Below are 18,584 nucleotides of genomic sequence, written 5' to 3'. Positions count from 1 at the left end.
AATGGCGGTATGACCTCAGGCAGCGCCATCCCCGCACAGCTCACCGTCGGTTTCGACCTCGACATGACGCTCATCGACTCCCGCCCCGGCATCAAGGCGGCGTTCGAGGCGCTGTCCGCCAAGACCGGGACGTACGTCAACGCCGACGAGGTCGTCACGCGCCTCGGGCCGCCGCTGGAGCAGGAGCTCGCCTACTGGTTCCCCGAGGAGGAGGTCCCGGCGATGGCGGACCTCTACCGGGGGATGTACGTCGACCACGCGATCGAGCCGACCCCCGCCATGCCCGGCGCCCGTGAGGCGATCAAGGCCGTCCAGGCGCTCGGCGGGCGGGCCATCGTCGTGACGGCGAAGAACGAGCCCAACGCCCGGCACCACCTGGAGCACCTGGGGATCGAACCCGACGCCGTCATCGGCTGGCTCTGGGCCGAGGCCAAGGCCGAGGCGCTGCGCGAGTACGGGGCGCAAATCTACGTCGGCGACCACATCGGCGACGTGCGCGGCGCCCGGACCGCCGGCGCGCTGTCGGTGGCCGTGCCGACCGGGCCGTGCGCGGAGTCGGAGCTGCGCGAGGCCGGTGCGGACGTGGTGCTGGCCGACCTCACGGAGCTGCCGCAGTGGCTCGCGGAGTACGAGCGGACCCGCGCGGCCTGAGGGCCCGGCGGAAGGCGTCAGGCGGCCTGGGACGCCCGGGCCGCTTTGCGCTGCGCGGCGGCGGAACGCAGCACGCCCGCCGCGGAGATGGCGAAGCCGACGCCCATGAGCATGCACACGGCCCACGCGTACGGCGGGAACGGGTCGGTGCCCAGGAACAGCGGGGCCATCGTCGCCAGGGTCGCCAGGGCGCCCACGATGAACACGATGCCACCGGCCTTGATCAGGCCGTCGCCGGGCCGTGCTTCGTCGGGATGAGGAGTAACAGTCACCCCACCAGGGTAGTTCCCTGGCCGAAGCGGTGGAGCGGGAAGGACCGGGGAACGTCTTGTCGGCGGTTTCTGGACCATTAGCCTGGAGGAGGCGGGTCGAAGGACCCGCTGTACTGCTATCCGGAGCCGTTCACGACGGTCACCCGGACCCGACGAGCACAAGGACAGAGGACGGACGTGCCTACCGGCAAGGTCAAGTGGTTCAACAGCGAGAAGGGCTTCGGCTTTCTCTCCCGTGACGACGGCGGCGACGTCTTCGTGCACTCGTCGGTGCTCCCGGCCGGGGTCGACGCCCTGAAGCCCGGGCAGCGGGTGGAATTCGGAGTCGTCGCGGGACAGCGCGGTGACCAGGCACTTTCGGTGACGGTGCTGGATCCGGCGCCCTCGGTGGCGGCCGCCCAGCGCCGCAAGCCCGACGAGCTCGCCTCGATCGTGCAGGACCTGACGACGCTGCTCGAGAACATCACCCCGATGCTGGAGCGGGGCCGCTACCCCGACAAGTCGCACGGCACGAAGATCGCCGGCCTGCTGCGCGCGGTGGCCGACCAGCTCGACGTGTAGTACGTGTAGTCCGACGAGAACGCGCACCGGTGCCCCGCCGCTCCTCCGAGCGGCGGGGCACCGGCATGTCACGCGTGCCGCGTCACGGGAAGCTCAGCGCGTCCGCCGGGACCGCCGGGACGAGGCCCTCGGCGGCGGCCCGGGTCAGCAGGCCGCGGACCGCCGCGTACCCGGCGTCGCCGAGGTCGGCGGTGAACTCGTTGACGTACAGCCCGATGTGCTGGTCGGCTACCGCCGGATCCAGTTCCTGCGCGTGGGCGCGTACGTACGGCCGCGAGGCCTCCGGGTCGTCCCATGCCATCCGCACCGACGTACGGGCCGACTCGGCCAGCGCGCGCAGCTTCTCCGCGCCCAGCGACCGCTTGGCGATGATCGCGCCGAGCGGGATCGGCAGCCCGGTGGTGGACTCCCAGTGCTCGCCCATGTCGGCCAGGCAGTGCAGCCCGTAGTCCTGGTACGTGAACCGGGCCTCGTGGATGACGAGTCCGGCGTCCACCCGCCCGTCGCGCACGGCCGGCATGATCTCGTTGAACGGGAGGACGACGACCTTCCCGACCCCGTCCGGCAGCACGTCGGCCGCCCACAGCCGGAACAGCAGGTAGGCGGTGGAGCGTTCGCTCGGCACCGCGACCGTCCCGGCGGACAGGTCCACGCCGGGTCCGCGCGTCAGCACGAGAGGCCCGCAGCCGCGCCCCAGGGCCCCGCCGCACGGCAGCAGCGCGTACTCCTCCAGCACCCACGGCAGTACCGCGTACGACACCTTCAGCACGTCCAGTTCGCCGCGCTCGGCCATGCCGTTGGTGACGTCGATGTCGGCGAAGGTCACGTCGAGGGCGGGCGCGCCCGGGACGCGTCCGTGCGCCCAGGCGTCGAAGACGAAGGTGTCGTTCGGGCAGGGCGAGTAGGCGATGGCGAGCGGTTCAGCGGTGCTCATGGTGCTCATGGCGTTCTCCCCAGTTGACGAGTACGGGTCCCAGCGCGCGGAATCCGGCGGTGAGGGCGCCCAGCGCCTCCCCGATCCGCCAGGCGGCCCGGTCGCGCGGCCCGACGGCGTTGGACACGGCGCGGACCTCCAGTACGGGCAGGCCGTGCGCGGCGGCGGCTTCCGCCACCCCGAAGCCCTCCATCGCCTCGGCCCCGGCCAGCGGGTGCCGGGCGGCGAGCTCGGCGGCGCGGGAGGCGCTGCCGGTGACGGTGGACACGGTCAGGACGGGCGCGAGCAGTGCCCCGGTGGCCTCGGCGGCCCGGGCGGCGAGCTCGGCGGGCGGCAGGTGCACGCTGTGGCCGAAGCCGAGCTCCTGCACCGGCAGGAATCCCTCGGGGGTCTCGGCCCCCAGGTCGGCGGCGACGAGCGCGTCGGCGACCACCAGCGAGCCGAGCGGGGCGGCGGGCGCGAACCCGCCGCCGATGCCGGCGGAGATCACGAGGGAGTAGTCGGCCAGTGCGAGAGCGGTGGCCGTGGCGGCCGCGGCGGCGGCGGGGCCGACGCCGCCGACGAGCACGTCGGCGGCGAGGCCGGGCAGGTCCCGGCGGGTGATGAGGTAGCCTCCCCCAGACTTCGTCCGGGGGGACCCCCAGGGGAGCGCGCGCGGTTCGGGCGTGACCGGGTCGTCCGGATGAGGGGTGAGACCGGCGGCCACGGAGTCTGCCTCCGCGGCCACCGCGGTCACGATCAGCGCGCGCACGCCGCCGCGCCTGCCGCTACTGCTTCTTCAGCTGGAGCTTGAAGGTCCAGACGGAGAGGGGCTTGCCGTCCTCGCCGACCTGGACGAAGCCCAGCAGCTTCGACTGGGGCGCCTCGCCCTGGCCGCCGGTCGCGAAGACGTCGGCGCCCTGGAAGCTGCGGTAGGTGTTCGCCGAGGGCTCGGTGATCGGCTGGCCGTCGAGGACCGCCTGCCACTTCTTGCCGTCCTCGACGACCTCGGGCTCGACGCCCAGGCGCAGGGTGTCGCCGCGGCCGTACTCGACGGTCTTGGCGTTCTTGGGGTCCGTGAGGCAGTTCTGGACCTTGTCCATGGTGAGGTCCTGGCCGTTGGCGCTGCATTCGCCCTCGGACTCGGCGGACACCGACGAGCTGCCGACGGTCACCGTCGCGAGCGGGGTCGGCTTGTCGCCGCCACAGGCGGACAGGAGGAGGAGGCCGGCGGACACGGCTCCGAGGGCCGCGACGCTGCGGCGGGCCCTACCCGGGAAAAGCGGTGCGGTCATGAGCCGAAGGCTATCGGGCCGGTGGGCTGCGCCGCCGCACGGGGGTGCCGGTGCCCTGGCCGGGCGTGGCGGAGGGGGCGGGGGCCGCCGCCTGGCTGCGCCGCGGGTTCGGGTGGGCGGGGCCGGGGGCGCCGCTGCGCGGGCCGCTCCCCGCCCCGCCCTTCGCCCGTTCCCCGGAGCCGCGCCCCGGACCCCGGCGCCTCAAGGGCCGGCGGCGCTGGACGTGCCGGCCGGGGCGGGAACGCCCGGTTACGCCACCCGGGGGCGGGGGGACGTCGGGTGGTGGCGGGGGGACGTCAGGAGGCCGCGGACCGCCATGAGGGTGCCCAGGGCCACCACGGCCGCGGCCACCGCCATGCCCAGGACGCCGTTCAGCGGCAGGGCGATGCCGATCGCGCCGCCCAGCACCCACGCCACCTGGAGCAGGGTCTCCGAGCGGGCGAAGGCCGACGTGCGGACGGCTTCCGGGACGTCGCGCTGGATCATCGCGTCGAGCGAGAGCTTCGCCAGCGCCTGGCAGAAGCCGGCCGTCCCGGCCAGGACGGCCATGAACAGGCCGCTGAAGAGGACCGCGGACACGATCGCCACGCCCAGGGTCGCGGACAGGACGGTCGCGATGATCGCCTCCGGGGCGCGGGCCCGCAGCCACGCGCCGACCGCCGTCCCACAGGCGTTGCCGATGCCCGCCGCGACGCCGACGATGCCCAGCGACACCGCCGCGCTCTGCCCGGCGAGCGGGTGCTCGCGCAGCAGGAACGCCAGGAAGAAGATCAGGAACCCGGACAGCCCGCGCATCGCCGCGTTCGCCAGCAGTCCGCACAGCACCGGGCGGCTGACCGTGCGCAGCCCGGGGCGCTTGGAGTGCGCCTCGTGGGTGGAGAGCCGGGCGCGGCGCTCGCCCTTGGCGTCGTCCACCTTGTGCGGCAGCTGGAACGCCGCGAAGGTGCCCCACACGAAGATCGCGCAGGCCCCGTAGAGCGGCCACGGCGGGCCGATCGTGTGCAGTCCGGCTGCCACCGGCGCCGCCGCGCCCGTGGCGAGCAGGCCCGCGAGCGTGACCCGGGAGTTCGCCTTGACGAGTGAGAACTTCGGCGGGAGGAGCCGTGGGACCACTGCGCTGCGTACGACTCCGTACGCCTTCGAGGCGACCAGTACGCCCAGGGCCGCCGGGTAGAGCTCCAGGCCGCCCGTGGCGACCGCGCCCGACATCATCAGCGCCAGCAGGGCCCGCGTCAGCATGGCGCCCGCCATCGCCGCCCGCCGGCCGTGCGGGAGCCGGTCCAGCAGGGGGCCGATCACCGGGGCCAGCAGGGTGAAGGGCGCCATGGTGATCGCCAGGTAGAGGGCAACCCGTCCGCGTGCCTCGTCGGTGGGTACCGAGAAGAACACCGTCGAGGCGAGCGCGACGGTGATCATGACGTCTCCGGCGCCGTTGATCGCGTGCAGTTCGATCAGACGGCCCAGCCCCGACTCGCCGGCTCCGTGGGCGTGCGTGGCGCGCCGGATCCCGCGTGCGGTACCGGTGATGGGGAGGTGCAGGGCACGGCCGACAGCCCGGCCGGCCCGCCTGGCCGGTCCCGAGCCGTCTGCGGACGACCGTGCGGGTGCCACGTGGCCATAGTGCCCCACGAGGCCGTCCGGGACCCCTCCCGGCGCGTCCCGGGTGCGTTTCCGGGGGCCCGTCGCGGGCCCGCGGGAGGGGCTTCGCGCGCGTGCGTTGTCCGCGAATCGGACCTCGCATGTGGGCCGAAGGCTTCGGAGGAGGTAGCGTGCGTAGCGCGCCACCGGCGGTTGCACTTGGCCGCGCGCCTCTTCGTGATCCCGCAGAATGGATCACAGTGGGGTGCGCCCGAGGCCGATCGGGGCGCGGACGTCGACGCGGCCCTCTGGTCCGCTCCGCCCGCGCTACGTACGGACGAGACCGACGGGTCGTTGTGAACGACAGTACGGACGGCGCACTCGTGAGACGGCGTAGGAGAGAACGAGACCTGTGAGTGCTGCGACGACGCGAAGCCGTACCCCGCGTACCCCGCGTACGCCCGCCCCGGACCGCCTCTGCGCCGAGGCGGTGGAGCTCGCCCGTGCGGCGGCCGAGGAGGCCGCATACCCCGGTGTGGTGGGCGAGCACGTGTCCGCCGTAGCGGAGGGCGACCGGGTCGTCACCCACTTCTTCGAGTGCAAGGAGCCGGGCTACCGCGGCTGGCGCTGGGCCGTCACCGTGACCCGCGCCTCCCGCGCGAAGAACGTCACCCTCGACGAAACGGTGCTCCTTCCCGGCGACGACGCGCTCCTCGCCCCCGAATGGGTGCCGTGGAGCGAGCGGCTGCGCCCGGGCGACATGGGCCCCGGCGACCTGCTGCCGACGGACGCCGACGACCTGCGGCTGGAGCCGGGCTGGTCCGGGGAGGACGCGCCGCCGCCGAACTCGGTCGTCTCCACCGAGATGGCCGAACTGGTCGAGGCGGAGGACGCCGACGTCACCGACCGGGTGGTCGTCCCGGCGCGCGGCTCCATCAGCGCCGTCGCGGAGGAGCTCGGCATGCGCCGCGCCCGCGTCCTGTCGCGGTACGGGCTGCACACGGCCGCCGACCGCTGGGACGAGTCCTTCGGGGCGAAGACGCCGATGGCGCAGGCCGCGCCCGCGTCCTGCGTCTCGTGCGGGTTCCTCGTCGCGATCGGGGGCTCGCTGGGGCAGGCCTTCGGCATCTGCGCGAACGAGTTCGGCCCGGCGGACGGCCGGCTCGTCTCCCTGTCGTACGGCTGCGGCGGCCACTCGGAGGCCGCCGTCATGCCGAAGCCGCCGCGGCCCGCGCCTCCGGTGCTGGACTCGATGGCGACGGACGAGTTCCCGCTGCGTCCGGCCCCCGACACCGGCTCGGTGCCCTCGGCGGACCTCCCGTCCGCCGACCTCGGCCACTCGTAGCCCGCGGGGCGGGTGAGGGGCGGGCCGCCGGGATGCGGCGCCCGCCCTCGGTTCACCGCAGGGTGATCGGGGTCTCGGCTCCGACGGCGCCCAGCTTCTCGGGGTTGCGGACGAAGTAGATGCCGGCGATGCGGCCGTCCTCGACGTGGAAGGCCATGACGCCGTCGAGTTCCCCGTCGAGGTAGGCGAGGAGCGCCGGACTGCCGTTGACCACGGTGGGGGTGATGGCGAACCGGTCCGCCTTCTTGCCGACGCCGCCGATGATGTAGCGGCTGACCTTGTCGGAGCCCGTGACGGGGCGCAGCGCGGCCTGCTTGATGCCGCCGCCGTCGCCGACGAGCACGACGTCCGGGGCGAGTACGTCGAGGAGCCCTTGGAGGTCCCCGCTGTCGAGCGCGCGCTGGAAGGACTCCATGACGGCGCGGGTCTGGCTCGCGGAGACGGCCTGGCGGGGCCGGCGGGCGTCGACGTGGCGGCGGGCCCGGTGTGCGATCTGGCGTACGGCGGCGGGGGTCTTGTCGACGGCGGCGGCTATCTCGTCGTAGCCGACGTCGAAGGCCTCGCGCAGGACGAACACGGCGCGTTCGGTCGGTGACAGCGTCTCCAGTACGAGCATCATCGCCATGGACACGCTCTCGGCGAGCTCCACGTCCTGGGCCACGTCCGGTGCGGTCAGCAGCGGTTCGGGCAGCCACTCGCCGACGTACGACTCCTTGCGGCGGCTCATCGACCGCAGCCGGTTGAGCGACTGACGGGTCGTCACGCGGACCAGGTAGGCGCGCCGGTCCTCGACCTGGTCGAGGTCGACCTTCACCCAGCGCAGCCACGTCTCCTGGAGGACGTCCTCGGCGTCGGAGGCCGAGCCGAGCATCTCGTAGGCGACGGTGAAGAGCAGGTTGCGGTGGGCCACGAAGGCCTCGGTCGCCGCGTCGGTGGTGCGGTCTTCGTCGTTCATGGGGGTCCGTCCCGTTGGTCACGCGGCCGTCGTCTGTCCGCGCACGGCCTGGAGCTTCTTCTGGCGGGTGGCGGCGCCCGAGCCGCGGTGGAGACGGTAACCGCCGGGCTTGCGGGCCTCGTCGGCGAGGTGCTTGACGACGACGGTGCAGACGGTTTCCTTCAGCTTGGCGCCGGGCTTGCCGTCGACGTGGAACCAGATCGCGGTGTCGGCCTTGGCGAACTGGAAGATGCCGTCGGCCCGGCCGAGGCTGATGCACTGGGCGCCGAAGGGCTGGTTGAGGGTTTCGGGGCGTTCGCCCGCGAGGCGGCTCAGGACGGTGTCGGCGGCCCGGGCGCCCATCGGCATCGCGGCCTGGCAGCTCATCCGCAGCGGCAGGCCCGAGGGGGCGGCCGAGTCCCCGGCGGCGACGATCCGGTCGTCGTCGACGCTGGTGAGGGTCTCGTCGGTGAGGATGCGGCCGGCAGTGTCGGTGGCCAGGCCGCTGCGGGCGGCGAGGTCGGGGACGGCGAAGCCGGCGGTCCAGACGGTGACGCGGCTGGGCAGTTCGCGGCCGTCGGCCAGGCGGACCGCGGCGGCGCTGACGTGGGTGACGGTGCTTTCGGGGCCGTCGACGACGGTGACGCCGAGGCGGGCCAGGCGGCGGGCGACCGAGCGGCGTCCGCGGGTGTGGAGGTAGGGGCCGAGGGTGCCGCCGCAGACCAGGGTGACGGGCCGGCCGGCGCCGGCGAGTTCGGCGGCGGTCTCGATGCCGGTCGGGCCCGCGCCGACCACCGTCACCGGGGCCCCTTCGGGCGCGGCGTCCAGGACCGGGCGCAGGCGCTGGGCGTCTTCGAGGGTGGCGATGGGGTGGGCGTGCTCGGCGGCACCGGGGACGCGCAGGTCGGCGCCGGTGCTGCCGACGGCGTAGACGAGGTAGTCGTAGCCCAGGCGTTCGCCGGAGGCGAGTTCCAGGGTGCGGGCGGGGGCGTCGATGCGGTCCACGGTGTCCACGGCCAGGCGCACGCCGTCGGCGAGGACGTCCGCGTACTCCACGACGGCCGGGTCGTTGCCCGCGGCCAGCTGGTGCAGCCGGATCCGGTGGACGAACGACGGGCGCGCGTTGACCAGAGTCACCGTCACATCACCGCGCAGGGTCAGCCGGTTGGCCGCCATCACGCCCGCGTAACCGCCGCCGATCACGACCACCTGGGTGTTGTTCTCGTTCATCGCGTCCTCCTCCGTTGGGGTTCGGACACAAGACACCGGGTGGCGGGAACCCGTGACAGGGTGTGACCCGGATCACTTCGGGCGGCGGCGGAGCAGCCGCTTGCCCGCCAGGACCAGGGCCGTGCCCGCCGCGAGCACCAGCGCCCCCTTGGTGAAGCCGCCGGAGTCCTGCCCGGCCGGCGCGCCCTGAGCGCCCGAGGAGCCCGTCGGGCCGCCGCCCGGCTGCTGCGGGGAGCCGGTGCGGGCAGGATCGGACGGCCCCGCCGCCGGAGCCACCGGTACGGCCACCACCTTGCTGTTCGCGCCCTCCGCCCCGAACATCAGCGTCCTGCCGTCCGGCGTGTACGTCACCGACTCCGCCTGCCCCTGCCAGGGCGCGTCCACCCGCTCCCCGGCCCCCTCCGGGCGGCCGCCCTTCCAGCCGTACGTACGGGCCGTGAAGTACCCGCGCAGCGTCAGCCGGGTTCCGTCCGGCGAGAACGCCCCGTCCGTCACCCACGGCACCTCCGCGACCCGCCGGAAGACGTTGCGCCCGTCCGCCGACAGCCGCTCGGGGCCCTCGTACAGGCCGCCGCCCTGCTCGTCCTTGCTGGCGATGTACACCCGGCCCGTCACCGGATGCACCATCAGCGCCTCGGCGTTGCGCGGCCCGTCCGCGTACCCGACCGTGAACTGCTCGGCCGCGACGGTCCGGTCGCCGAGCTCCTTCGGCTCCTCGAAGCGGTAGATCCACACGTGGTCCCAGGTGCCGCCCTTGTTGTCGCCGATGTCCCCGACGTACAGCCGGCCGTCCGGGCCGAGCGAGATCGCCTCCACGTCGCGCGGGGTCCCGATCCCGGTCAGCGCCACCCTCGCCACCGTCTTCCCCGTCGCGGAGTCCACCGCGTACACGTACGGGCCGTCGTCGCTGTCGTTGTGCGTCCAGTACACGCCCGGGTGGATCCGGCTGGCCGCCAGGCCGCTCGACTCCTTGATGCGCGGATCGGTGATGGTGAACCCGGACGCGGCCCCGGGCGCGGCGGGGGTCTCCGCCGCGACGGCGGCCCCCGGCAGCAGGGCGAGCACGAGAGCGGCGGGAACGGCGGTCGACCGGAGCAGCAGGCGCATCCCACAAGCCTGCCACCCGGTAGGGCGTGTCCGGCATCACAGGGGCTCCCGTCGCGTGATCCGCGATGATGACCGGATGCGTTTCATGTTCGTCGGCGACTCCATGACCATCGGACGCGCCGGCGACTACACCTGGCGCTACCGGATGTGGCAGCACCTCGCCGCCACCCTGGGCGACGGCTCCTTCGAGATCGTCGGCCCGCGCACCGCCCTGTACGACACCGGTTCCGGCGGCCCCGGCGACCAGGACTACGCGGCCGCGGACTTCCCCGGGCACGCCCGCCGGCACCTGGCCGGCTGGGGCGAGGGCTGGCAGCACATGGCCCCCCTCATCGGGCCCGCCGCCGCCGACGCCCGGGCCGACGTCCTGCTCGTCTCCCTCGGCCTGATCGACCTGGGCTTCTACACCAACGCCGAGCAGACCGCCGGCAACGTCCGCGCCTTCGTCACGGCCGCGCGCGAGGCCCGCCCGGCGATCCGGATGGTCTTCCTCCCGGTGATACCCAACGTCCGCGCCGAGGACGAACCCCCCTTCGCGGCGGAGGTCGCCCGGTTCAACGAACTGCTCGCCAAGGCGGTGGCCGACCTGAGCACCGACGCCTCGCCGATCCTGCTGGCCGCCCGCCCGGACGCGTACGACATCCACCGCGACACCTACGACGGCACGCACCCCAACGCCTCCGGCGAGCACCGCCTCGCGGGCGAGTTCGCGGCGGTCCTGCACCAGGCCTGGGGCATCGGCGGCCCCTACCGTCCCGTGCCCGCCCGGTAAGTCCCGCCCCGCGAAAGGGGCTTGCCTGGAGCGCACTCCAAGCAGTTGGCTAGTGGCCCATGAAGTACACGCAGCTCGGACGCACCGGTCTCAAAGTCAGCCGCCTCGTACTCGGCACCATGAACTTCGGCCCCCAGACGGGCGAGCCGGAGAGCCACGCGATCATGGACTCGGCCCTCGACGCGGGGATCAACTTCTTCGACACGGCGAACGTGTACGGGTGGGGTGAGAACAAGGGCCGCACCGAGGAGATCATCGGTACCTGGTTCGCGCAGGGCGGCGGCCGCCGCGAGAAGACGGTCCTCGCCACCAAGGTCTACGGCTCCATGTCCCGCGAGGGCGAGACCTGGCCCAACCACGACCGCCTCTCCGCCCTGAACATCCGCCGGGCCGTCGACGACAGCCTCAAGCGGCTGCGGACGGACCACATCGACGTCTACCAGTTCCACCACGTCGACCGGCGGACCCCCTTCGAGGAGATCTGGCAGGCCATCGAGGTCCTGATCCAGCAGGGCAAGATCCTCTACGCGGGCTCCTCCAACTTCCCCGGCTGGAAGATCGCCCAGGCCAACGAGACGGCCGCCCGGCGCGGCATGGTCGGCCTGGTCAGCGAGCAGTGCCTCTACAACCTCTCCGAGCGGCGCGCCGAGATGGAGGTCATCCCGGCCGCCGAGGCGTACGGGCTCGGCGTCATCCCCTGGTCCCCGCTCCACGGCGGACTGCTCGGCGGGGTCATCAAGAAGGAGGCCACCGGCGGCCGGCGGGCCTCCGGCCGCTCGGCGGACGCCCTCGCCAACACCGCCGTACGCGCGCAGATCCAGGCGTACGAGGACCTCCTCGACAAGCACGGCCTGGAGCCCGGCGAAACCGCCCTGGCCTGGCTGCTGACCCGCCCCGGCGTCACCGGCCCGATCGTCGGCCCGCGCACCGCCGAGCAGCTGGAGAGCGCGCTGCGCGCGGTGGAACTGGAACTCTCCGAGGAACTGCTGGCCTCCCTCGAAGAGATCTTCCCCGGTCCCGGTCCGTCCCCGGAGGCCTTCGCCTGGTAGCCGGGGGCCCGGCTAAGCGAACCGCCCCGCCCGCGCTTCGAGCGCGGGCTGGGCGGGCCGGTACGGGGGAGGGGCGCGCTCTACTGGCCCACGGCGGCGGCCACCGCCACGACGACGAACATCAGCACGAGCACACCGGCCATGACACGGTTTCTGGTCTTCGGGTCCACCCGTCGAGACTAACGCGCTCCCGCCCACGCCCCTCGCCAGGGGCTGCGAGACTTGCGTCATGGTCACCGTCGAAGACGTACGGCGGCTCGCGCTCGCGCTGCCGCGCACCGAGGAGCACCTCGTCCGCGACCGGGTGAAGTTCCGCATCGGCCGGATCGTCTACCTCGCCCTCTCCCGGGACGAGACCGAGCTCGGCTTCGCCTTCCCCAAGGAGGAGCGGGCCGCGCTCGTCGCCTCCGAGCCGGAGAAGTTCTCCCTGCCGGGCGCCGGGGACATGCGCTACCACTGGGTGCACGCCCGCATGGCCGCCCTCGGCACCGGGGAACTCGCGGAACTGGTCACCGACGCCTGGCGGATGTGCGTACCGGCCAAGGTCGCCCGCGCGCACCTGGAGGACGGCGCCCTGCCGCCGCCGCCCGGACTCGACGGGCTGCGGGCCGCCGCCGAGGTGTTCGCCGGCTACCGGGCGGACCGCAGCTGGCAGGCACTGCGGGACGCCACGGCACCCGGCATCGACCTCTCCGAGGCCGCGCACCGCACCGCCCTGCACCGCTGGCTCAACGCCTGGGGCTGCCGCATCCGCTACCCGCGCGAGGGCGAGCCCGACCCGCTGGGCGCCGGGCTCGGCACCTGGTGGGCCCGGCACGCCCTGCCCGGGGCCCCGATCGCGGCCCTCACCGACCGGGAGATCGGCGCGCTCGCCGCCGCGTACGGCGAACTGGCCGCCCTGCCGGCGGGCCGCCGCACCCTCGGGCCGACGGCCGCCGCCAAGGCCCTGTTCGCGGTGCGGCCGCGCACCGTGATGCCCTGGGACGAGGCCATCGCCGTCCGGCTGCACGGCGCCCGCGACGAGCGGGCCTTCGCCCGTCACCTGCGCACCGGCCGGGCCTGGGCGAGGGCCGCGCTCGCCGAGAGCGGCCTGGAGGAGGACGTACTGACCGCCGGCCTGGGCCGGCCGGGCGTCACCCTGGCCAAGCTCCTCGACGAATACCTGTACGTCACCCTCACCCGCGGCCGGGGAGGGGACGCCCCCTGGACCGGCGCGGGCTCCTCGCCGATCAGCCGGGAGCCACGTCGGCGGTGACTCAGCGGTCGCGCAGCTCCAGGGTGCAGCACTTCACGCTGCCGCCCGCCTTGAGGAGTTCGGAGAGCCCGACCCCGACGGGCTCGAAGCCGCGGGCGCCGAGCTGGGCCGTCAGGCCGGTCGCAGCCTCCGGCAGCAGCACGTGGCGGCCGTCGGAGAAGGCGTTCAGCCCGAAGACCGCGGCGTCCTCGGCGGTGGCGAGGATCGCGTGGGGGAACATGGTGCGGAGCACGGCCCGGCTGCCCTCGGAGAAGGCGGCCGGGTAGTACATGACCTCGTCGTCGGAGAGCACGGCCAGGGCCGTGTCCAGGTGGTAGTACTCCGGGTCGACGAGGGTCAGGCTCGTCACCGGCAGGCCGAAGAACTCCTGGGCCTCGGCGTGCGAACGGGGATCGGTGCGGAAGCCGGTGCCGGCGAGCAGCCGGCGGCCGACGGTGAGGAAGTCGCCCTCGCCCTCGTTGATGTACTCGGGCCAGAGCACGTCGCGGTAGCCGCGGCGCTCGAACCAGCCCAGGTACGCCGGCCCCTCCGCGGTGCGCTGTGCGTGCCGGAACCGCGCGCCGTAGACCTTGCCGTCGACGACGGTGGCGCCGTTCGCGGCGAACACCATGTCGGGCAGGCCCTCGACGGGGTCGATCTCCTCGACGAAGTGGCCGAGTTCGCGGTAGAGGTCGCGCAGCCGCTCCCACTGGCGGACGGCGAGGGCGGGGTCGGTGCTGTTCTCCGGGTGCATCCAGGGGTTGATCGAGTACGTGACGTCGTAGTGCCGGGGCCGGCACATCAGCAGCCTGCGGCGGGTGGCGACGCGTGCGGTCGCCGTCGGTGCCGGTGTCGGGGTGGTCGTCGGCTCGGTGAGCGGCACGGGGACTCCTTCGAGGGTGGCCGGAGGGACTCCGGGCCGCCCCGCGGGGTGGTGGCGGGGCGGCCGTCGCCTCTGCTGCCTCTGTTTCACCGGAATCCGGATTCCGTGCCCCGACGTACGGGCCACCGGGGGATGAACCGTCCCCGAACCCTGGGACTCAGCCGGAGAGGGGCCAGGCTTCTACGACCTCGTAGCGGGGCTGTTCGCCGGGGACGCCGCTGGTGGGGAGGTTGCTGCGGACCAGGCTGAGGGTGTCGACCCGCCAGGGCGTGCCCTCGAAGCCGGCGAGGGCGTCGAGGCAGGGCCGCAGGTCGGTGCCGTGGTGGCCGCGGGCGAGGGTGAGGTGCGGGGTGTAGCGGCGGTGGTGCTCCATGGGCACCCCGGCCCGGCGGGCGGCGGCGTCGGCCCGCTCGGCGAGCAGCCGCAGCGCGTCGATCCCGCCGGCGGCGCCGGTCCACAGGGCGCGGTCGCCGAAGTGGCCGATGCCGTGGAGGCGGAGCGGGAAGGGGGCGCTGCGGTGTGCCGCGCGGGCGAGGCGGGCGTACAGGTCGGGGAGGAGGGGGTCGGGGACCTCGCCCATGAAGGCGAGCGTGAAGTGCCAGCCCGCTTCCGCGGTCCACCGCAGCCCGTCGGGCCGCGGCGCCGCCGCGACGGCGTGCCGCAGTTCGGCGACGGCGTCGGTCCCGGGCAGCACCGCGGCGAACAGCCTCACGTCTCCGACGGTACCTTTCCGTGCCGGGCGCGGGTGGGTGTGCCGCTGCGCGGGGCTTGCCCCTCCCCGCCCTTCGCCCGTTCCCCGGGCGTTGCCCGGACCCGTTCTGGGGGCTCAGCCCCCAGCCCCCCGCGCGCCTCAATCGCCGGCGGGGCTGGAGAACCGGGGCTCAGTCCCTTGACCCCGTTGCGCTCAATCGCCGCGCGGGCTGGATTCGCGCGGCGAATTCCAGCCCCGCCGGCGATTGAGGCGCGGGGTCAGGGGCGGAGCCCCTGGGAACGGCGGAAGGGCGGGTAGGGGACCTCGCACCGCGCAGTGGCCCCCCACCCGCAGACGGCCCACCGGCCCCGGCCACGGCCCACCGGCCCCGGCCACGGCCCAGCGGCCCCGGCCACGGCCCAGCGGCCCCGGCGACGGCCCACCGGCCCCGGCCGCGGGCACCGGCCCCGCCCCGCGTCCGCCGGACGGAGTCCGGCGAGCCGCGCGAGCGGCGCGTCAGGAAGGGTGCTCAGGCGGCGGGGGCCAGGTCGCGGCGGGTGGCCGGGACGAAGACGACGCCGTGGCGGTTCAGGCGGAGCCGGAGGTTCCCCACGCGGGACAGGACCAGGCCGACGGCGACCGCCGCCGCCAGGGAGATCACGCCGCCCGCGGCCATGCCGAGCCGGGCTCCGTAGGTGTCCGTGATCCAGCCGACCAGCGGGGCCCCGACCGGGGTGCCGCCGGTGAAGACCATCATGAACAGGGCCATCACCCGTCCCCGCATCTCGGGGTCGGTGGCCATCTGGACGCTGGAGTTCGCCACGACGTTGACGGTCAGGCCGAACATCCCGATCGGTACCAGCAGCGCCGCGAAGAGCCAGAAGCCCGGCGCGAACGCGGTGACCAGCAGCAGGGCCGAGAAGAGCACCGCCGCCGTGACCAGCAGCCGCAGGCGGGAGTGTCCGCGGCGGGCCGCCAGCAGGGCGCCGGCCAGGGAGCCTGCCGCGATGAGGGTGTTGAACAGCCCGTAGGTGCCGGCGTCGCCGTGGAAGACGTCGTCGGTGAAGGCCGACAGCCAGATCGGGAAGTTGAACCCGAAGGTGCCGATGAAGCCGACCAGCACGATCGGCCAGACCAGCTCGGGCCGGCCGGCGACGTACCGCAGGCCTTCGCGCAGCTGTCCCTTGGCGCGCGGCTGCGGGGTGACGGGGTGCAGCTCGTGCGTGCGCATCAGCAGCAGGCCCGCGATGGGCGCGGCGAAGGACAGGCCGTTCAGCAGGAAGGCCCAGCCGGAGCCGACGGCGGTGATGAGCACGCCGGCGATCGCCGGGCCGACCAGCCGCGCGGACTGGAAGTTCGCGGAGTTCAGGCTGACGGCGTTGGCGAGCTGCGCGGGGCCGACCATCTCGGAGACGAACGTCTGCCGGGCCGGGTTGTCCACGACGGTGACCAGGCCGATCAGGAAGGCGGCGAGGTAGACGTGCCAGACCTGGACGTGTCCGGCCAGGGTCAGTGCGGCGAGTGCGACGCCGGTGAGGCCCATCGCGCTCTGGGTGGCGATCAGCAGCGGCCGCTTGGGCAGCCGGTCCGCGAGTACGCCTCCGTAGAGCCCGAAGAGCAGCATCGGCAGGAACTGCAGGGCGATGGTGATCCCGACGGCGGACGCGGAGCCGGTCAGGGAGAGGACCAGCCAGTCCTGCGCGATGCGCTGCATCCAGGTGCCCGTGTTCGAGACGACCTGGCCGGTGGCGAAGAGCCGGTAGTTCCGGATCTTCAGCGAGCCGAACATGGAGTTCCGGCTCGTGGCGCTGGTAGTGGTGGATGTATGGCCGGGTGCGGAGTCTGCTCCGGTTCCCGTACTCAAAAGCGTTCGCCTCCTGGCGTCGTTCCTATAGGTGGGCGAGCTTCTCCAGGACGGGTGCGGCCGCGCGGAGCTTGGCCCATTCGTCCTCGGTGAGCTCGGCCGCGAGCCCGGCCAGGAAGGCGTTGCGCTTGCGACGGCTCTCTTCGAGCATCGCCTCGGCCTCCTGGGTCTGTCGGACCACCTTCTGGCGGCGGTCCTCGGGGTGCGGCTCCAGCGTGACCAGTCCCTTGGCTTCCAGCAGTGCGACGATGCGTGTCATCGACGGGGGCTGGACGTGCTCGCGCCGGGCCAGCTCGCCGGGGGTGGCGTGGCCGCAGCGGGCGAGGGTGCCGAGCACCGACATCTCGGTCGGGCTGAGCGATTCGTCGACGCGCTGGTGCTTCAGGCGCCGGCCCAGCCGCATCACGGCGGAGCGCAGATCGTTCACGGCGGCGGCGTCGTCGCCATGGGAGAGGTCAAGCATGTCCTTAGAGTAACTCATTACTCTGTCTAAGGAAAAACGGTTTCAGGAGGCCCGGGGAACCCTGGCGTCTCACTCGTACGGGTGAGTGGGCGGCGGAAAGTGACACGCGTCCGCACCCTCTGGCCCGACCCTTTCGGGCATGGGGACACATGTGCTGAGCATGCGCATAGACGGGGAGCTGCTGGAACGGCTCCGGCACCATGCCGCCAAACGCGGAATGAGCGTCCAGGACTATGTGGTCCGGACGCTCATTCGCGATGACTTCGACGAGCGGTTCAAGGCCGCCGTCGACGAGACGGAGAAGTTCTACGGGCTTACGTGAGGCCGAGGGCCGGCATCGCGTAGTAGAAGACGAAGACGGCCGAGACGGCGTACATGGCGGCCGGGACTTCGCGGCCCCGGCCCGTCGCCAGGCGCAGTACGGCGAAGCTGATGAAGCCGATGCCGATGCCGTTGGTGATCGAGTAGGTGAACGGCATCATCACCATGGCCATGAAGGCCGGGACGGCGATGGTGAAGTCGCTCCAGTCGATGTCCCGGACCGAGCCCGCCAGGATCAGGAAGCCGACCGCGACGAGGGCGGGGGTGGCGGCCTGCGAGGGGACCATCGTGGCGAGCGGGGTCAGGAAGAGCGAGACGGTGAAGAGGGCGCCGGTCACCACGTTGGCCAGGCCCGTGCGGGCGCCCTCGCCGACGCCCGCCGTGGACTCCACGAAGCAGGTGGTGGCGGAGGACGAGGTGGCGCCGCCGGAGGCGACGGCCAGGCCGTCGATCAGCAGGACCCGGTTGATGCCGGGGAAGGTGCCGTCCGGCTTCGTCAGCTTGGCCTCGTCGCCGACGCCGAGGATGGTGCCCATCGCGTCGAAGAAGCAGGACAGCAGCACGGTGAAGACGAACAGGATGCCCGTGAGCAGGCCGACCTTCCCGAAGCCGCCGAAGAGGCTGACCTGGCCGACGAGCCCGAAGTCGGGCGCGGCCACCGGGTTGCCCGGCCACTGCGGCACGGTGAGGCCCCAGGCCAGGTCGGGCAGGTCGGTGATCAGCTGCACGGCGACCGCGACGACGGTCATGGCGACGATGGAGATCAGGATCGCGCCGGGCGTCTTGCGGATCAGCAGCGCGAGCGTGAGCAGTACGCCGACGGCGAAGACCAGGACGGGCCAGCCGTGCAGGTGGCCGTTGCCGCCGAGCTGGAGCGGGACCGTGGTGTGGGCGGCGTCCGGGATGCGGGTGACGAAGCCGGAGTCGACCAGGCCGATCAGCATGATGAAGAGGCCGATGCCGATCGCGATGCCCTTGCGCAGACCCTGCGGGACGGCGTTCATGACGCGCTCGCGCAGGCCTGTGGCGACCAGCAGCATCACGACGAAGCCGGCGAGGACGACCATGCCCATGGCGTCGGGCCAGCTCATGCGCGGGGCCAGCTGGAGGGCCACGACGGTGTTGACGCCGAGGCCGGCCGCCAGGGCGATCGGGACGTTGCCGATCACGCCCATGAGGAGGGTGGAGAAGGCGGCCGTCAGGACGGTCGCGGTGACGAGCTGGCCGCCGTCGAGCTGGTGCCCGTACATGTCCTTCGCGCTGCCCAGGATGATCGGGTTCAGCACGATGATGTAGGCCATCGCGAAGAAGGTGGCGAAGCCGCCCCGGACCTCGCGGGCGACGGTCGAGCCGCGCTCGGAGATCTTGAAGTACCGGTCCAGGCCGGTGGTGGGGGCCGCGGCGGGTGCCGAGGTGCTCAT

General features: G+C 73.4%; 20 protein-coding genes. 7 read left to right on the top strand and 13 right to left on the bottom strand.

Going from position 1 to position 18,584, the window contains the following annotated elements; genetic code table 11:
* Positions 1-9: 9 nt before the first annotated feature.
* Positions 10-651 carry an HAD family hydrolase gene (locus tag ACZ597_RS26605; RefSeq protein ID WP_471334896.1) on the top strand — a complete coding sequence of 214 codons (642 nt, stop codon included), beginning with the start codon at positions 10-12 and terminating at the stop codon, positions 649-651.
* A gap of 17 nt (positions 652-668) precedes the next feature.
* Here the strand turns inward: ACZ597_RS26605 and ACZ597_RS26600 are convergent, their stop codons facing one another.
* Entirely contained in the window at positions 669-923 is a 255-nt protein-coding gene (locus ACZ597_RS26600; protein WP_471334893.1) for a hypothetical protein, read from the bottom strand.
* Between the two features lie 177 nt (positions 924-1,100).
* Between ACZ597_RS26600 and ACZ597_RS26595 the strand changes: the two genes are divergently transcribed.
* Positions 1,101-1,484 carry a cold-shock protein gene (locus tag ACZ597_RS26595; RefSeq protein ID WP_007265584.1) on the top strand — a complete coding sequence of 128 codons (384 nt, stop codon included), beginning with the start codon at positions 1,101-1,103 and terminating at the stop codon, positions 1,482-1,484.
* 82 nt (positions 1,485-1,566) lie between these two features.
* Here ACZ597_RS26595 and ACZ597_RS26590 read toward each other — a convergent pair whose 3' ends face one another.
* The 4 genes from ACZ597_RS26590 to ACZ597_RS26575 form a co-directional block, all read right to left on the bottom strand.
* Complete coding sequence (locus ACZ597_RS26590) at positions 1,567-2,427, bottom strand: 1,4-dihydroxy-6-naphthoate synthase (RefSeq protein WP_471334891.1); 861 nt, start codon at positions 2,425-2,427, stop codon at positions 1,567-1,569.
* Positions 2,405-3,169, bottom strand: coding sequence for a futalosine hydrolase (locus ACZ597_RS26585; RefSeq protein WP_471334888.1), 765 nt, complete (start codon positions 3,167-3,169; stop codon positions 2,405-2,407). The genes ACZ597_RS26590 and ACZ597_RS26585 overlap by 23 nt, the downstream gene beginning before the upstream one ends.
* Positions 3,170-3,185: 16 nt before the next feature.
* Positions 3,186-3,692, bottom strand: a complete 507-nt coding sequence (locus tag ACZ597_RS26580) for a DUF2771 domain-containing protein (RefSeq protein ID WP_471334886.1) — start codon at positions 3,690-3,692, stop codon at positions 3,186-3,188.
* 249 nt (positions 3,693-3,941) lie between these two features.
* Positions 3,942-5,321: an MFS transporter gene (locus tag ACZ597_RS26575; protein WP_471334883.1), complete on the bottom strand. Its 1,380-nt coding sequence runs from the start codon at positions 5,319-5,321 to the stop codon at positions 3,942-3,944.
* A gap of 361 nt (positions 5,322-5,682) precedes the next feature.
* Between ACZ597_RS26575 and ACZ597_RS26570 the strand changes: the two genes are divergently transcribed.
* On the top strand, positions 5,683-6,615 hold the full coding sequence (locus ACZ597_RS26570; protein ID WP_470973579.1) for a DUF3027 domain-containing protein: 933 nt from the start codon (positions 5,683-5,685) through the stop codon (positions 6,613-6,615).
* Between the two features lie 52 nt (positions 6,616-6,667).
* Here the strand turns inward: ACZ597_RS26570 and ACZ597_RS26565 are convergent, their stop codons facing one another.
* From ACZ597_RS26565 to ACZ597_RS26555, 3 genes are all read right to left on the bottom strand, one after another.
* Entirely contained in the window at positions 6,668-7,570 is a 903-nt protein-coding gene (locus tag ACZ597_RS26565; protein WP_471334881.1) for an RNA polymerase sigma-70 factor, read from the bottom strand.
* Between the two features lie 18 nt (positions 7,571-7,588).
* Positions 7,589-8,779: an NAD(P)/FAD-dependent oxidoreductase gene (locus tag ACZ597_RS26560; RefSeq protein ID WP_471334878.1), complete on the bottom strand. Its 1,191-nt coding sequence runs from the start codon at positions 8,777-8,779 to the stop codon at positions 7,589-7,591.
* Between the two features lie 72 nt (positions 8,780-8,851).
* Complete coding sequence (locus tag ACZ597_RS26555; RefSeq protein ID WP_471334875.1) at positions 8,852-9,886, bottom strand: YncE family protein; 1,035 nt, start codon at positions 9,884-9,886, stop codon at positions 8,852-8,854.
* A 76-nt stretch (positions 9,887-9,962) separates the two neighbouring features.
* Between ACZ597_RS26555 and ACZ597_RS26550 the strand changes: the two genes are divergently transcribed.
* From ACZ597_RS26550 to ACZ597_RS26540, 3 genes are all read left to right on the top strand, one after another.
* On the top strand, positions 9,963-10,658 hold the full coding sequence (locus ACZ597_RS26550; RefSeq protein WP_471334872.1) for a GDSL-type esterase/lipase family protein: 696 nt from the start codon (positions 9,963-9,965) through the stop codon (positions 10,656-10,658).
* Positions 10,659-10,717: 59 nt separating this feature from the next.
* Positions 10,718-11,707 (top strand): aldo/keto reductase, encoded by a 990-nt coding sequence (locus tag ACZ597_RS26545; protein ID WP_471334869.1) that lies wholly within the window; start codon positions 10,718-10,720, stop codon positions 11,705-11,707.
* 229 nt (positions 11,708-11,936) lie between these two features.
* Complete coding sequence (locus ACZ597_RS26540) at positions 11,937-12,962, top strand: MmcQ/YjbR family DNA-binding protein (RefSeq protein WP_471334867.1); 1,026 nt, start codon at positions 11,937-11,939, stop codon at positions 12,960-12,962.
* Position 12,963: 1 nt separating this feature from the next.
* Here the strand turns inward: ACZ597_RS26540 and ddaH are convergent, their stop codons facing one another.
* The 4 genes from ddaH to ACZ597_RS26520 all read right to left on the bottom strand — a co-directional run bounded on the left by ddaH (position 12,964) and on the right by ACZ597_RS26520 (position 16,842).
* Positions 12,964-13,824 (bottom strand): dimethylargininase, encoded by an 861-nt coding sequence (gene ddaH / locus ACZ597_RS26535; protein WP_471334864.1) that lies wholly within the window; start codon positions 13,822-13,824, stop codon positions 12,964-12,966.
* Between the two features lie 157 nt (positions 13,825-13,981).
* Positions 13,982-14,536: an RNA 2',3'-cyclic phosphodiesterase gene (thpR, locus tag ACZ597_RS26530; RefSeq protein ID WP_471334861.1), complete on the bottom strand. Its 555-nt coding sequence runs from the start codon at positions 14,534-14,536 to the stop codon at positions 13,982-13,984.
* A gap of 508 nt (positions 14,537-15,044) precedes the next feature.
* Positions 15,045-16,379, bottom strand: coding sequence for an MFS transporter (locus tag ACZ597_RS26525; protein ID WP_471334859.1), 1,335 nt, complete (start codon positions 16,377-16,379; stop codon positions 15,045-15,047).
* Positions 16,380-16,404: 25 nt separating this feature from the next.
* Positions 16,405-16,842 (bottom strand): MarR family winged helix-turn-helix transcriptional regulator, encoded by a 438-nt coding sequence (locus ACZ597_RS26520; protein ID WP_471334856.1) that lies wholly within the window; start codon positions 16,840-16,842, stop codon positions 16,405-16,407.
* Positions 16,843-16,981: 139 nt separating this feature from the next.
* Between ACZ597_RS26520 and ACZ597_RS26515 the strand changes: the two genes are divergently transcribed.
* Positions 16,982-17,164, top strand: a complete 183-nt coding sequence (locus tag ACZ597_RS26515) for a hypothetical protein (RefSeq protein WP_007265601.1) — start codon at positions 16,982-16,984, stop codon at positions 17,162-17,164.
* Here the strand turns inward: ACZ597_RS26515 and ACZ597_RS26510 are convergent.
* Entirely contained in the window at positions 17,157-18,584 is a 1,428-nt protein-coding gene (locus ACZ597_RS26510) for an NCS2 family permease (protein ID WP_471334854.1), read from the bottom strand. The genes ACZ597_RS26515 and ACZ597_RS26510 overlap by 8 nt on opposite strands.

Source organism: Streptomyces sp. NPDC040718 (genome assembly GCF_055593565.1).
The sequence above is the reverse complement of the archived record's forward strand: the minus strand, read 5'-3'. Positions and strand labels throughout refer to the sequence as shown.

Bases quoted from the DNA above. Each gene is read 5' to 3' on its own strand.
- ACZ597_RS26605 (WP_471334896.1), top strand. From the start codon at position 10: ATGACCTCAGGCAGCGCCATCCCCGCACAGCTCACCGTCGGTTTCGAC.
- ACZ597_RS26590 (WP_471334891.1), bottom strand. From the start codon at position 2,427: ATGAGCACCATGAGCACCGCTGAACCGCTCGCCATCGCCTACTCGCCC.
- ACZ597_RS26580 (WP_471334886.1), bottom strand. From the start codon at position 3,692: ATGACCGCACCGCTTTTCCCGGGTAGGGCCCGCCGCAGCGTCGCGGCC.
- ACZ597_RS26565 (WP_471334881.1), bottom strand. From the start codon at position 7,570: ATGAACGACGAAGACCGCACCACCGACGCGGCGACCGAGGCCTTCGTG.
- ACZ597_RS26560 (WP_471334878.1), bottom strand. From the start codon at position 8,779: ATGAACGAGAACAACACCCAGGTGGTCGTGATCGGCGGCGGTTACGCG.
- ACZ597_RS26555 (WP_471334875.1), bottom strand. From the start codon at position 9,886: ATGCGCCTGCTGCTCCGGTCGACCGCCGTTCCCGCCGCTCTCGTGCTC.
- ACZ597_RS26550 (WP_471334872.1), top strand. From the start codon at position 9,963: ATGCGTTTCATGTTCGTCGGCGACTCCATGACCATCGGACGCGCCGGC.
- ACZ597_RS26545 (WP_471334869.1), top strand. From the start codon at position 10,718: ATGAAGTACACGCAGCTCGGACGCACCGGTCTCAAAGTCAGCCGCCTC.
- ACZ597_RS26540 (WP_471334867.1), top strand. From the start codon at position 11,937: ATGGTCACCGTCGAAGACGTACGGCGGCTCGCGCTCGCGCTGCCGCGC.
- ACZ597_RS26520 (WP_471334856.1), bottom strand. From the start codon at position 16,842: ATGCTTGACCTCTCCCATGGCGACGACGCCGCCGCCGTGAACGATCTG.
- ACZ597_RS26515 (WP_007265601.1), top strand. From the start codon at position 16,982: ATGGGGACACATGTGCTGAGCATGCGCATAGACGGGGAGCTGCTGGAA.
- ACZ597_RS26510 (WP_471334854.1), bottom strand. From the start codon at position 18,584: ATGAGCACCTCGGCACCCGCCGCGGCCCCCACCACCGGCCTGGACCGG.